General features: G+C 37.5%; 13 protein-coding genes. 5 read left to right on the top strand and 8 right to left on the bottom strand.

The window, feature by feature from the left end:
- Positions 1 to 387 precede the first annotated feature (387 nt).
- Genes argC through argH form a run of 3 tightly spaced genes read left to right on the top strand, consistent with a single transcriptional unit; the run spans position 388 to position 3,561 of the window.
- A complete protein-coding gene (argC, locus tag CKV78_RS00930) occupies positions 388 to 1,395 on the top strand; it encodes an N-acetyl-gamma-glutamyl-phosphate reductase (protein ID WP_005765362.1) in 1,008 nt (335 codons plus the stop codon).
- Entirely contained in the window at positions 1,396 to 2,169 is a 774-nt protein-coding gene (gene argB / locus CKV78_RS00925; protein WP_005765359.1) for an acetylglutamate kinase, read from the top strand. It abuts the gene before it with no gap.
- Positions 2,170 to 2,187: 18 nt separating this feature from the next.
- The gene (gene argH, locus CKV78_RS00920; RefSeq protein WP_005765358.1) at positions 2,188 to 3,561 is read left to right on the top strand and encodes an argininosuccinate lyase; all 1,374 of its coding nucleotides are present in this window, start codon (positions 2,188 to 2,190) and stop codon (positions 3,559 to 3,561) included.
- A gap of 116 nt (positions 3,562 to 3,677) precedes the next feature.
- Here the strand turns inward: argH and CKV78_RS00915 are convergent, their stop codons facing one another.
- Positions 3,678 to 4,493 (bottom strand): 5'-nucleotidase, lipoprotein e(P4) family, encoded by an 816-nt coding sequence (locus tag CKV78_RS00915; RefSeq protein WP_032855684.1) that lies wholly within the window; start codon positions 4,491 to 4,493, stop codon positions 3,678 to 3,680.
- A 248-nt stretch (positions 4,494 to 4,741) separates the two neighbouring features.
- Here CKV78_RS00915 and polA point away from each other — a divergent pair, with 248 nt between their 5' ends.
- On the top strand, positions 4,742 to 7,534 hold the full coding sequence (gene polA, locus CKV78_RS00910; RefSeq protein WP_005765353.1) for a DNA polymerase I: 2,793 nt from the start codon (positions 4,742 to 4,744) through the stop codon (positions 7,532 to 7,534).
- 65 nt (positions 7,535 to 7,599) lie between these two features.
- Here polA and CKV78_RS00905 read toward each other — a convergent pair whose 3' ends face one another.
- From CKV78_RS00905 to CKV78_RS00890, 4 genes are all read right to left on the bottom strand, one after another.
- Positions 7,600 to 8,328: a TerC family protein gene (locus CKV78_RS00905; protein ID WP_005765351.1), complete on the bottom strand. Its 729-nt coding sequence runs from the start codon at positions 8,326 to 8,328 to the stop codon at positions 7,600 to 7,602.
- Between the two features lie 72 nt (positions 8,329 to 8,400).
- On the bottom strand, positions 8,401 to 9,063 hold the full coding sequence (gene mutH, locus CKV78_RS00900) for a DNA mismatch repair endonuclease MutH (RefSeq protein ID WP_005765349.1): 663 nt from the start codon (positions 9,061 to 9,063) through the stop codon (positions 8,401 to 8,403).
- Between the two features lie 19 nt (positions 9,064 to 9,082).
- Positions 9,083 to 9,625: a methylated-DNA--[protein]-cysteine S-methyltransferase gene (locus tag CKV78_RS00895; RefSeq protein ID WP_032855683.1), complete on the bottom strand. Its 543-nt coding sequence runs from the start codon at positions 9,623 to 9,625 to the stop codon at positions 9,083 to 9,085.
- A 62-nt stretch (positions 9,626 to 9,687) separates the two neighbouring features.
- Entirely contained in the window at positions 9,688 to 11,070 is a 1,383-nt protein-coding gene (locus tag CKV78_RS00890) for an outer membrane protein transport protein (RefSeq protein WP_005765345.1), read from the bottom strand.
- A 247-nt stretch (positions 11,071 to 11,317) separates the two neighbouring features.
- Between CKV78_RS00890 and CKV78_RS00885 the strand changes: the two genes are divergently transcribed.
- Positions 11,318 to 11,608, top strand: a complete 291-nt coding sequence (locus CKV78_RS00885) for a YfcZ/YiiS family protein (protein WP_005765343.1) — start codon at positions 11,318 to 11,320, stop codon at positions 11,606 to 11,608.
- Positions 11,609 to 11,659: 51 nt separating this feature from the next.
- On the opposite strand, the gene CKV78_RS00880 is transcribed toward CKV78_RS00885, so the two are convergent.
- From CKV78_RS00880 to dauA, 3 genes are all read right to left on the bottom strand, one after another.
- Positions 11,660 to 12,295, bottom strand: a complete 636-nt coding sequence (locus CKV78_RS00880) for a tellurite resistance TerB family protein (protein WP_005765341.1) — start codon at positions 12,293 to 12,295, stop codon at positions 11,660 to 11,662.
- Between the two features lie 102 nt (positions 12,296 to 12,397).
- A complete protein-coding gene (locus tag CKV78_RS00875; RefSeq protein WP_005765340.1) occupies positions 12,398 to 13,042 on the bottom strand; it encodes a bifunctional 4-hydroxy-2-oxoglutarate aldolase/2-dehydro-3-deoxy-phosphogluconate aldolase in 645 nt (214 codons plus the stop codon).
- A 21-nt stretch (positions 13,043 to 13,063) separates the two neighbouring features.
- Positions 13,064 to 14,803 (bottom strand): C4-dicarboxylic acid transporter DauA, encoded by a 1,740-nt coding sequence (dauA, locus tag CKV78_RS00870; RefSeq protein WP_005765338.1) that lies wholly within the window; start codon positions 14,801 to 14,803, stop codon positions 13,064 to 13,066.
- Between the last annotated feature and the right edge of the window lie 122 nt (positions 14,804 to 14,925).

The following is a 14,925-nucleotide window of genomic DNA, read 5'->3' as shown; positions in this document are numbered from 1 at the left end:
GTTGACGTAGGGGGATGGTTGTTATCATCTTATCGGTCCATTTGAATCATTACAAGCTGAGTGTTATCAATTCTTCAATGATTATAATCAGTTCTTCCAATCCCTTGATAAAAAGAGACCTTTATCGGATGTAGAGAAAGAAAAACTCAACCAATTCTTAACACAAGAAGATATCTTTTTTAATCACGTAAAACAGTACCCTATGTACAACAGATCAAATTAATCGTCTAAAAAGAAATAAGATCCTTTTTTCTTTCGTTTAATTTTTTAATAACTTGCCTTTTGATTAATTATGCATAATAATAGCATAATTAATCAATTAATAAATTAATAAATTAATAAATTAATAAATTAATAAATTCATCTTATTGTAAGGCACAATATCATATGAAAAAAGCAATTATCATCGGGGCTAGCGGATATACAGGGGCTGAATTAGCACGTATATTAATCAACCATCCTATATTTGAACTGGTGGGATTATATGTTTCCAGCCACAGCCAAGATACAAATAAAAGGATTTCAGATATTCATCCACAGCTCAAACAAGTTGTAGATTTGTCTTTACAGCCTTTGCCTGAGGACTTAACTGCACTTGCACAACAAATAGATCTCGTCTTTTTAGCCACAGCGCATGAAGTGAGTCATAATCTTGCCCCAATTTTCTTGCAAAATCAATGTAAAGTCTTTGATTTGTCTGGGGCATTTCGAGTTAATGATGTTGAATTTTATACCCAATTCTACGGTTTCGAACACCAACACCCAGAATTACTCAAACAAGCGGTTTACGGCTTAGCCGAATGGAATACAGAAGAACTCAAGCAAGCTGATTTAATTGCTGTTGCAGGTTGCTATCCAACCGTTTCACAATTAAGTTTAAAACCATTAATTGAAGCTGATTTATTAGACTTAAACCAATTACCGATCATCAATGCAGTAAGCGGTGTAAGTGGTGCTGGTCGTAAAGCATCACTCACAAGCAGTTTCTGCGAAGTGAGCCTAAATGCTTATGGCGTATTTAACCACCGTCACCAACCTGAAATTGCAATACATTTAGGTACAGAAGTAATTTTCACACCGCATTTAGGTAATTTCAAACGTGGTATTCTGGCAACAATCACTGCAAAATTAAAAGATGCTGTGACTGATGAGCAAATTCGTTCTGCATATCAACAAGCTTATGAAAATAAAAAGTTAGTTCGTTTGTATGAACAAGGCTTACCAAGCATTAAAGCTGTTGAGTTTACTCCATATTGCGATATTGGTTTTACAACAAAGAATGGTTACATCATCATTATTGGTGCAGAAGATAATTTATTAAAAGGTGCAGCAGCTCAAGCGGTACAATGCGCTAATATTCGTTATGGCTTTACTGAAACATTAGGATTATTTTAAATGAAACCGTTAGTTGTAAAATTAGGTGGCGTGCTACTCGATACACCAGCGGCAATGGAAAACTTATTCACTGCCTTCGCTAATTATCAGAAAAATTTTGACCGCCCTTTAGTGATTGTTCACGGCGGTGGTTGTATTGTTGATGAACTAATGCAACGCCTTGCACTACCGGTGAAAAAGAAAAATGGTTTGCGTGTTACACCAAGTGATCAAATCGATATTATTACGGGCGCATTAGCCGGTATTGCCAACAAAACCTTAGTTGCACAAGCGTCTAAATTTCAGTTAAATCCAGTGGGATTATGCTTGGCTGATGGTAATATGACAACAGCAATGCAGCTTGCTCCTGAATTAGGACACGTTGCAACCGTGATGCCAAAGACCCCTACTTTACTAAACAATTTGCTTGGCGAGGCTTTCTTACCTATTATTAGCTCAATTGCAGTAGATAAAAATGGCTTATTAATGAATGTGAACGCAGATCAGGCCGCCACTGCGATTGCTGCATTAATCAATGCCGATTTGGTCATGTTATCTGATGTTGACGGCGTATTAGATGCAGATAAACAACTTTTACCTGAATTAAATTCAGCACAAATTGAACAGCTTATTCAAGATAAAGTAATTACTGACGGAATGATTGTCAAAGTCAATGCTGCATTAGAGGCTGCAAAAATTTTAAATCGTGGTGTAGATATTGCAAACTGGAAATATCCTGAGAAATTGACCGCACTTTTTGGCGGTGAAATTATTGGTACAAGAATCAAACCATAAAAAGAATAAGAGGAAATTATGGCACTTTGGGGTGGTCGCTTTACACAAGCGGCAGATAAACGTTTTAAAGATTTTAATGACTCATTACGCTTTGATTATCGTCTAGCAGAGCAAGATATTGAAGGCTCAATTGGTTGGTCAAAAGCGTTAGTAAGTGTGGGTGTATTAACACAACAAGAACAACAACAATTAGAAGTTGCATTACATGAATTATTAATTGAAGTGCGCTCAAATCCACAAGCCATTTTGCAAGATGATGCAGAAGATATTCATAGTTGGGTGGAAAGCAAACTGATTGATAAAGTCGGCAATTTAGGTAAAAAATTACATACTGGTCGTAGCCGTAACGACCAAGTCGCACTCGACATAAAAATGTGGTGTAAACAACGCGTGCTTGAATTACAAAGCTCGGTACGTGAATTACAACGCAAACTGGTGCAAACTGCTGAAAACACACAACACGCAGTCATGCCGGGTTATACCCATTTGCAACGTGCACAACCCATTACATTTGCGCATTGGTGTATGGCCTATGTAGAAATGCTTGAACGTGATCATTCTCGTTTAACTGATGCTTACAAACGAATGGACTCTTGTCCACTTGGTAGTGGTGCATTAGCAGGCACCGCTTATGCAGTTGATCGTGAACAATTGGCGCATGATCTTAACTTTAGCTTTGCTACTCGCAACAGCTTGGATAGTGTATCCGATCGCGATCACATTGTTGAGTTGCTTTCTACCGCATCATTAAGTATGGCTCACCTTTCACGTTTCGCAGAAGATATGATTATTTTTAACAGTGGCGAAGCTAACTTTGTAGAGCTTTCCGATCGTGTAACTTCGGGTTCATCATTGATGCCACAGAAGAAAAACCCTGATGCTTGTGAACTTATCCGTGGTAAAGCAGGGCGTGTAATGGGTGCATTAACCGGTATGTTGATGACATTAAAAGGCTTGCCTCTAGCATATAACAAAGATATGCAAGAAGACAAAGAGGGAATTTTTGACGCACTAGACACTTGGCAAGACTGCGTTGATATGGCAACGCTTGTATTAGATGGCATTCAAGTCAATGTTGAACGCACCAAAGAAGCTGCACTAAAAGGCTATTCGAATGCGACGGAATTGGCGGATTATCTTGTAGCAAAAGGCGTACCATTCCGTGATTCACATCATATTGTGGGTGAAACGGTTGTCTATGCAATTCAACAGCATAAAGCGTTAGAAGCATTAACTGTGGCTGAATTTAAACAATTTAGTGAGGTTGTTGAAGAAGATGTGTATGAGATCCTTTCACTACAATCTTGTTTAGATAAACGCTGTGCGAAAGGTGGTGTATCCCCATTGCGTGTTGCAGAAGCCATTTCAGAAGCGAAAGCTCGTTTAGCTTAAGCTTTTATCTCATCCTGAATTAAATAATTGATGAAATATGTCTTCCGCTGTTTGAATACAAAAGGTCTAGTGAATTTACTAGACCTTTTTATTTCAATCGATAAGTTAAGCTAAAATTATTTGCCATCCCAAGCGTGGATCGCTTTAGCACGAATATCTAATTTGCTTTGTGCATTGCCTTTGAAGTAGCTTTTATCTAAACCACCTTCCCAATCACCATAATTGTTATTTGGTAATACGATGAATTTTTTGCCAAATGCTTTGCTATTTTTCATTACAAATGCACGACGCTCCTCATTAGATTTTTTATAGGTTTCATCACCAAAGTCATTTAGGTTATCACCTACAAATAATACGATGTCATACCCCATATCCTCAACTTGTTTGAAGCGGATAGATTTATTTGATTTGTCTTTTTTCAATAATAAAGTTTTATCATTCACACCCGTAAAGCCAAGACGCTTCATATCATCAACTGTACCTGCTTTTTCTACGTCATCACGACGGTTTGACACGAAAAACATTGTCCCGCCATTCGCATTTACATAGTTAGAAAATTCTACAGCTCCCGGAATTGCCGCTGATTGTCTTGCATCAACCCATTTTGTCCAAGTTTTTGGAGAAAAACCCTGACCATTTTGTACTTGCCAACCTGCATAAGCACTGTTATCAATCATTGTTTCATCTAGATCTACAACAACCGCTTTTTTCTTACCTTTTTTTGCTTTAGCGTGGTCAAATGCCATTTTTGCAGAGTTAAATGCTTGGTGTGCTAATGCTGCATATTCACCTGATTGCTGTGTCCAAACTAAACCCAATGCAGCTTGTTGTTGTAATTTTGCTTGGTTCGCTTGCTCCAAAGCTTGTTGATTCGAACAAGCTGCTAATAAAACTAAAGTACTAACTGCCACAGATAATTTTAATTTTTTCATTGTATTCTCCTTGAATAACCACATTTGTTTTGAGAGTAAAATTTAACAAAGAAATGATAAAATTTATATAAAGGTCCCCTTGTAATGTGATGAAGATCACAGGATATTTCTTTTATTTCCTCAATATTTACACATATCGGATAAATATTCTGCGCAATCAAAAAAATTCTCAATTTTTTCACCGCACTTTTAATCCTCTTTTAAGCTATAATAAACAGTAAATATTTATTTCAAAAAACGGATAATTTATGGCAAAAATTGCAGAAAACCCATTAGTACTTGTCGATGGTTCATCTTATCTATATCGAGCTTTTCACGCATTCCCTCCTCTAACTAACTCTCTGAATGAGCCAACAGGAGCAATGTATGGCGTATTAAACATGCTGAAAAGTTTAATTTCACAAGTACAACCAAGCCATATTGCTGTTGTGTTTGACGCAAAAGGCAAAACTTTCCGTGATGAAATGTTTGAACAATACAAATCACACCGTCCACCCATGCCGGATGAATTACGAAGCCAGATTTTACCGCTACACAACATTATCCGTGCACTGGGAATTCCTTTATTAGTGGTTGAGGGTGTGGAAGCTGATGATGTTATCGGTACTCTAGCTGTGCAAGCCTCAAAAGCAGGCAAAAAAGTATTGATCAGTACTGGCGATAAAGATATGGCACAGCTTGTCGACGACAATATTATGCTGATCAACACAATGAACAATACGCTTTTAGATCGTGAAGGCGTCATCGAAAAATACGGCTTACCACCTGAATTAATTATCGACTACCTCGCTTTAATGGGCGATAGCTCAGATAACATTCCTGGTGTGCCAGGTGTGGGAGAAAAAACTGCATTAAGTTTATTACAAGGTATTGGCAATATGACTGATATTTATGCCAATTTAGAAAAAGTCGCCGAGTTGCCAATTCGTGGTGCTAAAAAATTAGGTGATAAATTACTTGAAGCTAAAGAAATGGCAGATCTATCCTATGCACTTGCTACAATTAAAACAGATGTAAAACTGGAAATTACACCAGAACAATTAACTTTTGGATCTGCAAATAATGATAAGTTAGTGGAATATTTTGGCCGTTATGAATTTAAACGTTGGTTAACTGAGATTATGCATAATGGTTCTAGTTCAGTGACTAATGGCTCTGAACAGCCCGTCAAAATCAATAATTATCAAGCCACGCCACCCGCAACAGAGCCTGAAAGTGCAGTCAAAATTGAGATTGATCGCAGCAAATATGAATGTATTTTATCTGTTGCTGATTTTGAAAAATGGTTGGATAAACTCGCTCAAGCAAAACTTATCGCAGTTGATACGGAAACCGATAATTTAGATTATATGAGTGCAAATTTAGTCGGTATTTCCTTTGCATTAGAAAATGGCGAAGCAGCTTATTTACCATTACGTCATAATTACATTGGAGCACCACAACAAATTGATTTTGATACTGCACTTTCACGCTTAAAACCAATTTTAGAAAACCCTGTGATTGAAAAAGTCGGACAAAACATCAAATACGATTTAAGTATTTTTGCCCGTAACGGAATTAATGTGCAAGGTGTGACTTACGACACAATGCTACTTTCTTATGTGTTAGACAGTACTGGTCGTCATAATATGGACGACTTAGCCAAACGTTATTTAGGACATCAAACCATCAGTTTTGAAGAGATTGCAGGTAAAGGTAAAGGACAACTCACATTCGACCAAATTCCTCTTGAACACGCTACTACATATGCGGCGGAAGATGCAGATATTACAATGAAACTACAGCAAGTGTTATGGGAGAAAGTGTCAGAACAACCTACGCTAGTCAAATTATATCGCACAATGGAATTGCCTTTGTTATCTGTACTTTCTCGTATGGAACGTAATGGAGTACTGATTGATAGTAATACACTTTTGACACAATCAAATAAAATTGCAGAAAGATTGACCGCACTTGAACAGCAAGCCTATGAGCTTGCTGGACAAACATTCAATTTAGCATCGACAAAGCAGCTGCAAGAAATTCTATTTGATAAGCTCGGGTTGCCTGTATTGAAAAAAACACCGAAAGGTGCGCCTTCAACCAATGAAGAAGTGTTGGAAGAACTCGCTTACGATCACGAATTACCAAAATTACTAGTCGAACATCGTGGTTTAAGTAAATTAAAATCCACTTATACCGATAAATTACCGCAAATGATCAACAAGCATACTGGTCGCGTGCACACGTCTTATCATCAAGCCGTAACAGCGACAGGCCGTTTATCTTCAAGTGATCCAAACTTACAAAATATCCCAATTCGTAATGAAGAAGGTCGCCGCATTCGTCAAGCGTTTATTCCACGTGAAGGTTTCACAATGGTTGCGGCGGACTATTCACAAATTGAATTGCGTATTATGGCGCACTTGTCGAAAGACCAAGGGTTAATCAACGCTTTTAGCGAAGGCAAAGATATTCACCGTTCAACCGCAGCAGAAATTTTTGGCTTGCCATTAGAACAAGTGACTAGCGAACAGCGTCGCAGTGCAAAAGCAATTAACTTCGGCTTAATCTATGGAATGAGCTCATTTGGTTTATCTCGTCAATTAGGTATTCCGCGCAATGATGCACAAAAATATATGGATTTATATTTTCAACGTTACCCGGGTGTACAAACTTTCATGACGGACATCCGTGAAACGGCAAAAGCACAAGGCTATGTTGCAACCTTATTTGATCGCCGTTTATATTTGCCAGATATTAATTCATCGAATGCAATCCGTCGAAAAGCAGCTGAACGTGTTGCGATCAATGCACCAATGCAAGGCACAGCTGCTGACATTATTAAACGTGCAATGATTGACTTAGATAAGCAAATTGTTGGAAATCCTGATATTCAAATGATTATGCAAGTACACGATGAATTAGTATTTGAAGTGCGGTCAGAAAAAGTGGAAGAATTTAGCCAATTAATTAAACAAACTATGGAAAAAGCAGCACAACTGGTGGTGCCTTTGATTGTCGATGTTGGCGTAGGGCAAAACTGGGACGAAGCTCATTAATTATAGTAAACAAAAGGCGGAAGATTGTTTCCGCCTTTCTATATTATAAAAACCAAATAGTAAAACTATGCTGCTGGTTTTTTAAGGAATTTTTTACGAATTTTAATGTTGATCATTTCTACCACAACAGAGAAGCCCATTGCAAAGTAGATGTAGCCTTTCGGAATGTGGAACTCTAAACTTTCTGCGATTAAAGCAACACCAATTAAAATTAAGAAGGATAATGCTAATACTTTTAATGTTGGATGTGTTTCAACAAAGTCTCCGATTGGCTTTGCAGCAAACATCATCACTGCAACAGCAAGGACAATAGCTACAATCATTACACCAATTTGATCCACCATACCCACTGCGGTAATCACTGAGTCTAGAGAGAATACAATATCTAAAATCGCAATTTGGGTGAGAATACCTAAAAAGCTTGCTGCTTTTGGTTTATCCGCTTCGCCTGCTTCTGCAGGGGTCATTGCGTGGTGAATTTCGTGCGTACTCTTCGCTACAAGGAACAAGCCCCCAATTAATAAAATCAAGTCACGTCCTGAAATTTCTTCCCCTAAGACAGTAAAGAGCGGTGTCGTTAAAGACATTACCCAAGAAAGGGACAACAACAATGCAATACGCATCCCCATTGCCAAACCTAAACCAATTAAACGCCCTGACTGACGTTGATGTTCAGGTAAACGCCCCACTAAAATACTGATGAAAATAATGTTATCAATCCCCAACACAATCTCAAGTGCGGCTAATGTAAAAAGTGCAACCCAAGCTTCTGGGCTAGCAAGCCATTCAAACATAATTATTTTTCCCTTTTGTTAAAAAACGTACAAATAATATATTGTTGTAATAAAAATGCAAAATAATTCAGCTTAATTTGTTAAAAAATTTTGTAAAATTTCATAGGTAAATTCTTTACGCAAATAAAACCCTAAAGGTAATGTGTCAATAATTTCGCCCTTTTTACCAATACCTTTGGTCAATGATCGGCTGTTAGCCCCTTTTGGTCTTAATTGTAAAACCTCACCTAACCTAGCAGTAATTTGATCTAATTTACCCAATGTAATATATTCCATTAGCTCCTCCCAATCACGTTGTAATCGCCATTCTTGTTCAGCTGTGGGCTGCCATAAAATCCCTTGGCCAATATGACGATCTACAAGTGGGATCTGGCGTTCTCCCTCCACAGGAATCCATAATACTCGACTTAACTTATGCTTAACGTGAGAATTTTGCCAAGTCACTCCTGTATTTTGAATTAAAGGAGCGAGACTAACAAAAGTGGTTTCAAGCGGATACCCTTTTGAATTAATGGGTAAAGTTTTTAATTCGATACCTAAATGAGCAAAATCACGCTCAGCTTTACTACCTGCTGCTGCCCCTAACGCCGTTTCAATTAACATTCCCACCCAACCTTTATTGCGTTTTAAATCTGACGGTATTGGGATATATAATTCTTCAGCGAGTTCAGCAAGCCTTAAACCTGCAATATTTTGCGCTTTTTGTAGCAACTCTTGTTCTGTTCTCGGTATCATAAAGTGCGGTCTTTTTTAATTATTTTTCACGATATTTCTTTAATAGTTTTGGCTTCACAAACTCAACACCTTTATCCACATAAGAGATCTGTTCTAATTGCAATAAATAACGTTTCGTCGGTAAACCACCACCAAAACCTGTTAAAGTGTGATCTTTACCTAAAATACGATGGCAAGGAATTATAATACTGATAGGATTACGCCCAACTGCACCACCAACAGCTCTCACTGCATTAGGGTTATAGATTTGTTTCGCTAACTCACCATAGCTTGAGTATTGCCCATAGGGAACGTGTCGCAATGCTTGCCAAACTTTACATTGAAATTCTGTGCCTTGGAGTAATAGTGGAATAGATTGAAAACTTTCTTTTTCACCAGCAAAATAACGATCAAGCGATTGTTTGACTTGCAAAAATAGTGGCTGATTTTCATCAAAAATCCAAGCAGGATGAGGTGGAATTTGTTCTTGTTCAAAATCTAAATTGGTTAATTTTCCCTTTTGACCAAGCATTAATAAACGCCCTACTGGAGATAAGTAATAACAATAATAAATCTCAGACATAATTCTCTCCGAAAGAAAAAGCGTACCAAAGTACGCTTTATTATCTAAGATTTTAGGCTAAATTAGAAACGGTAGTTTACATTTAAGCCGTAAATGTTTGCTTTAGCCTTACTAATGAATTGAACACCTTCTTCTTTAAATGTGTTTTTCTTACCGCGTAAGTGTGAGAAACCTGCATCAACAGAAAGGTTTGGTGTCAAACGGTAAGTTGCACCAAAGCTATACCAAGTACGGTTTGTATCAGGGATTGATACACTGTGGTGATCTTGCGCTGCACTTTCATCATAAGCAATACCTGTGCGAAGTGTTAATGCATCAACTACATCATAACTTGCACCAAATGCAATACGAGAAGAATCTCTGAACTCTTCAGTTTTTTGGAATAATGTTGTACCGTCAGCACCTAATGCACGTAACTCTTTGAATTTGCTCCATTGCGTATATTTATAGCTATAGTGCATTGCGAAACGTTCGGTCATTTTGTGGTAACCTGAAATTTCCCAATAGGCTGGCAATGGTAAATTCAATGAACCGGGGATTGATGCACCACCAGTTGCAGTAATACCTGCTAATTTTAATTGCTGAGCCATTGCTGTTGGGAATTGATTTGAATATTTACCGTTAAATTTCAAATCTACTTGTGAATGATATGCTACACCAATACGGTTGTTATCATTGAACTCATATACTAAACCTGCATTCCAGCCAAAGTCCCAAGTATCGCCTTTTAATTTAGAGACAATTGCAGTTTCAGGAACTTTTTGAGCTAATGCGCCTGCAAATTCTGCTATTTTATGAGCTTTTTCTGCATCTGCTAGAGATAGTTGCCCTGCTTTTGCTGCAGCTGCAGCCTTTTCAGCTTTTGCTTTAGCCTCTAACGCCTTAAATTGCAAACCTTTACCCGCATAACGATCTAATTCTGCTTTTGCGTGAACTGCGTTTAAGCCTAAACCGAAGCTTAATTTATCAGTTAATCTGTAGGAACCGCTTAGGTTAAAGTTTAGTGCCGTTAAATCTGTTTTACCACCTAGGAAACCACCTGCGTAGTGTTCATTAAACTCCGTTGCTAAACCGTAATTTACATTTAATCCACCACCTACAGCAAATTTGTCGTTAATTGGATATACGCTGTAAAGATTGGGTACGATTGCATTTGGTGCAATATTCTTATAAGAGAAAATTCTTGCTGGAGATTCTAAATCAATATTTGGATCGACATAGATTGCGCCTACCGAAACCTCTGCTTGTTTTAATAAGCTCATCAAGGCAGGGTTTGTTGCAACAACTGCTGCATTATCTGCAATTGCAGCTTCACCTGCATACGCACGGCCTAAACCGGAGGTAGATACTTCTGCTAATTGAAATGCTGCAGCTGATGCACTATCAGCAGCCAATGCTAAAAGAGAAGAAAGAAAAGTTTGAGTAAATTTGCTCGTTTTTGCCATTTTTAGCCCTTGTTATTTAAATTATTTTTTAATAAGCGTTTGGATTCTAAAGAAGTCTTACTATTGGTGCAAATTTATTTGTATCTTTTTTAAGAGTTCAGACCAGTATTTAGGACACTTTTCACTAATTTTTTTGTCTTAAAAAACCAAGATAAATTTGACTTACATAAAGTGCGGTTAAATTTTACGAAAAATGGGAACAATGATAGAATAAGATAAATTTTTAAACATCATTAAGGATAATATTATGAGCAAATTAAAATGTAATCCAGAAGAAGCAAAAGCTTGTTGTTGTGTCGATGTGGGCACAATTATTGATGGTTCTGATTGTACAGTTGATTTTGAACAAGTTTATGCAACAGAAGAATTAGCACAAGAGGCACTGAATTACCTCTCTGAAAAAGCAAAAGCAGCGGAAAGTGATCCTTGTGACATTCAAAGCGAAATTCAAAAAGTGGATGATGGAGCATTATTGAAAGCACAATTCACCTTTAGTTGCCAAGCGGAAGCAATGATCTTCCAACTTTCAACACGATAAATCAAAAGACCTCGATAAAAACCGAGGTCTTTTTCTTTGAGTATCCAAAAATTAGAAACCTGCTTGTTTTTCTAATTGCTCAACTAAGGCATCATCTAAATTCAATGCTTGTGCAAGCTGGCTCAAAAATACAATTTCTTTACGAGACAAATCTTGACACACCATACGTGCTGCAAGGTAGACTTGAGTTGCAAGTGCGGTGTCATTCCCCACAATTCTTGCAATCTCATTTACACTAATTGGATTTGCAATTTCTTGCTCTAACCATTGTTGTAATTCAGGCTCATTACCACCTTCTTGCACAATCAAATCTCTTTCTCTATTATCTAACACACCATCAGAAATAGCTGCTGCAAGCATAGTACGCAAAATCAATGCACCACTATCTTCTGTTTGTTGTGCTGTCGTAAACGCCTCTTCAGATAAATTATCTGTTTGAGATGTCTGATTGTTTTGATAACTTTGATACGCTTTATACGCCAAGCTCCCTAGTGCCGCTAAAGAACCTAATTTAGTAAGGCTTGCTCCCCCGCTTCTGCCAAGAACCATTGATAAAATACCTGCTAATGCAGCCCCCCCACCTACTTTTGTGATAGTATCAGCGGTATTTTGGCTAGGTTTATTAATTTGCCCAGCTGATTTGGTCACAGTTTTTAATACTTCGTTTAAAATACGATTAAAATTCATATTCACTTTCCTTATAAGACTCTATCAGAATTAGATTAGACAATTTATCAGTAAAATAATTCAAATGTACAGAAAAAAGACAAAAAACAACCGCACTTTTTATTATTTAATCTTAATATGTGCTATCACTTCACGTGTCAAACGCCCAATTTCATCCCAATTCTGTTGTTGAATAAGATTTTTTTCAACAAACCAAGAACCACCGCAAGCTATAACCTGAGGAATATTTAAATAATCCTTAATATTCTTTAACCCAATCCCCCCTGTTGGCATAATTTGTAACATTGGGTAAGGTCCTAATAACGCTTTAATCATTGATACACCGCCCGATGCTTCAGCAGGGAAAAACTTCACTACATTATTCCCCATATCTAAAGCAGCCTCAATTGCCATTGGATTATTCACGCCAGGAATGATTGGAAAGTCAAGGTTTTGACAAAGTTCTACTATTTTAGGATTAAAACCAGGTGTCACCACACAATCTGCACCTGCATTTTTAGCTTTAATAACTTGCTCTTGGGTTAAAACAGTTCCTGCGGCAATAAAAATATCCGAACGTTTCTCGCATAATAAGCGAATTGCTTGCTCCGCAACCTGTGAGCGGAAAGTAATTTCAACCACTGGCAAACCATTTTGGCTTAAGCTATCTGCCAAAGGCAAAATATCTTCTGCATTTTCTAATGCGATCACAGGAATCACCTGTAAAGAACGTAATTTTTCAATTATTTGTGCAGTGGTGTAAGCCATTCTTATCTCCTTTTAAAGACCTTATGCTTGTTGCTCAAACACTCTGATTTTATTAAATGCATCTTGTAAATCAGAAGCAAAATTGATTTTCTGAATTTCATTCACTGTATTAGATTTCACAATCATCCGTAACGGCTGAAACTGCATATTACACATATATAGTTGCTGATGTGGCAACATATGTTGAACGAAGCGGGTTAAGGCGTGAATTCCCCCGGTATCCAGCACTGTAACTGCATCACATTGCAATACAATATGCTTAATTTCATGATCGGTATGAACCGTTTTATCGTGTAAATCCGCAAATAAATTATCTGCTGCAGCAAAAAAGAGCGGTCCGCTAATGCGATAAACTAGTACATCATCTAAATCTTCTGGATGAGCAATTTCAATGGATTTTGTCATTTCTGCAATAGTACGAATAAACAATAGACTCGCCAATAACACACCAACAGTAATCGCAATTACCATATCGAAAATCACAGTTAGCACTAAACAAGTGAGCAAAACGGCAATTTCATTACGACCTGAACGGCGAATCAATTGGATAATTTGAGGAATATTAGCCATATTCCACGCGACGACCAACAACAATGCAGCCATTGAAGAAAGTGGTAAATAAGACAATGCATTAGCAAAGAAAAGTAACGCAAAGAGTACTAAAAGTGCGTGAATAACACTAGAAATAGGAGACACTGCACCAGCCTTGACATTTGCTACTGAACGAGCAATTGCTGCTGTAGCAGTAATACCACCTAAAAATGGTGCAGCGATATTCCCTAAACCTTGAGCCAATAATTCGTTATTTGAGTGGTGTTTAGTATCTGTCATATTATCTAAAATCACCGCACACAATAAGGACTCAATCGCCCCTAATACAGCCATTGAAAACGCGGCTGGCAGTAAGGTTTGAATTGTTGTTAAATTCCATTCGATTAACTCACCCTGTGCATTAGGAATATTCCAAGGCAAAATAAATTCAGGCAAGGCATTTGGAATACCAAAACCGGTTGTACCATCAGATAAGGTATATTGAAAAGCAGAGCCAATCGTTGCTACTTGGAAGTCAAATGAGATTAACCCCAAAGACAATAAAGTCGCAATCATCACCGCAGGCAAATGTCCAGGAATGGGTAAACGTAACTTATGCCATTGTGTTAATATAAGTAAAGTCATAATACCAACACCTGCATCAGCCCAGTTGATGCTAGGTAACGCCTCGGCAATTACTTGCACTTTACCCAAATAATGTGATGGCATTGCCTCGATAGTTAAACCAAGGAAATCTTTAATTTGTAATGTGGCAATCACAATCCCGATGCCACAAGTAAAGCCAAGGGTAACAGGTAGCGGAATGTATTCAATTAAGCGACCTAAACGGAATAGTGCCATTAAAACCAAAATAAGTCCTGAAAGCAAAGTTGCCATTAATAGGCCACTTAAACCAAATTGTTGGGTAACTGGATACAAGATCACAACAAATGCAGCAGTTGGTCCTGATACATTAAAACGAGAACCTCCCGCTAATGCAATAATCATCCCCGCCACAATTGCTGTATATAAACCATGTTGAGGGGGAACACCACTTGCTATTGCTAACGCCATTGATAAAGGAATGGCTATTACTCCTACAGTTAAGCCTGCAATAATATCTCTGACTAAGTGCTGTTTTGAGTATCCTGCACGAAAACTATCTCTTAATGCGCTAAACGGCTTTACCGCTAAAAATACATTTTTGGTCAAGAACCATTTTTTTAACATATATAACCCAAAAAATAAAAATCTAATGAGGTGTTTATTTTATCTCAATTTAAGCTGATGTTTTATGTTCTAACGCAAAAAATACTTGACTAAATTACGTTAAATTTTTATAGTTCACACCC

This window comes from Pasteurella dagmatis (assembly GCF_900186835.1).
Classification (GTDB): domain Bacteria; phylum Pseudomonadota; class Gammaproteobacteria; order Enterobacterales; family Pasteurellaceae; genus Pasteurella; species Pasteurella dagmatis.
This window is presented reverse-complemented; position numbering and strand designations above follow the sequence as displayed.

What these genes read in the sequence shown, in the direction of transcription:
- argC (WP_005765362.1), top strand. Translation starts at nt 388, where the DNA reads ATGAAAAAAGCAATTATCATCGGGGCTAGCGGATATACAGGGGCTGAA.
- argB (WP_005765359.1), top strand. Translation starts at nt 1,396, where the DNA reads ATGAAACCGTTAGTTGTAAAATTAGGTGGCGTGCTACTCGATACACCA.
- argH (WP_005765358.1), top strand. Translation starts at nt 2,188, where the DNA reads ATGGCACTTTGGGGTGGTCGCTTTACACAAGCGGCAGATAAACGTTTT.
- CKV78_RS00915 (WP_032855684.1), bottom strand. Translation starts at nt 4,493, where the DNA reads ATGAAAAAATTAAAATTATCTGTGGCAGTTAGTACTTTAGTTTTATTA.
- polA (WP_005765353.1), top strand. Translation starts at nt 4,742, where the DNA reads ATGGCAAAAATTGCAGAAAACCCATTAGTACTTGTCGATGGTTCATCT.
- CKV78_RS00905 (WP_005765351.1), bottom strand. Translation starts at nt 8,328, where the DNA reads ATGTTTGAATGGCTTGCTAGCCCAGAAGCTTGGGTTGCACTTTTTACA.
- mutH (WP_005765349.1), bottom strand. Translation starts at nt 9,063, where the DNA reads ATGATACCGAGAACAGAACAAGAGTTGCTACAAAAAGCGCAAAATATT.
- CKV78_RS00895 (WP_032855683.1), bottom strand. Translation starts at nt 9,625, where the DNA reads ATGTCTGAGATTTATTATTGTTATTACTTATCTCCAGTAGGGCGTTTA.
- CKV78_RS00890 (WP_005765345.1), bottom strand. Translation starts at nt 11,070, where the DNA reads ATGGCAAAAACGAGCAAATTTACTCAAACTTTTCTTTCTTCTCTTTTA.
- CKV78_RS00885 (WP_005765343.1), top strand. Translation starts at nt 11,318, where the DNA reads ATGAGCAAATTAAAATGTAATCCAGAAGAAGCAAAAGCTTGTTGTTGT.
- CKV78_RS00880 (WP_005765341.1), bottom strand. Translation starts at nt 12,295, where the DNA reads ATGAATTTTAATCGTATTTTAAACGAAGTATTAAAAACTGTGACCAAA.
- CKV78_RS00875 (WP_005765340.1), bottom strand. Translation starts at nt 13,042, where the DNA reads ATGGCTTACACCACTGCACAAATAATTGAAAAATTACGTTCTTTACAG.
- dauA (WP_005765338.1), bottom strand. Translation starts at nt 14,803, where the DNA reads ATGTTAAAAAAATGGTTCTTGACCAAAAATGTATTTTTAGCGGTAAAG.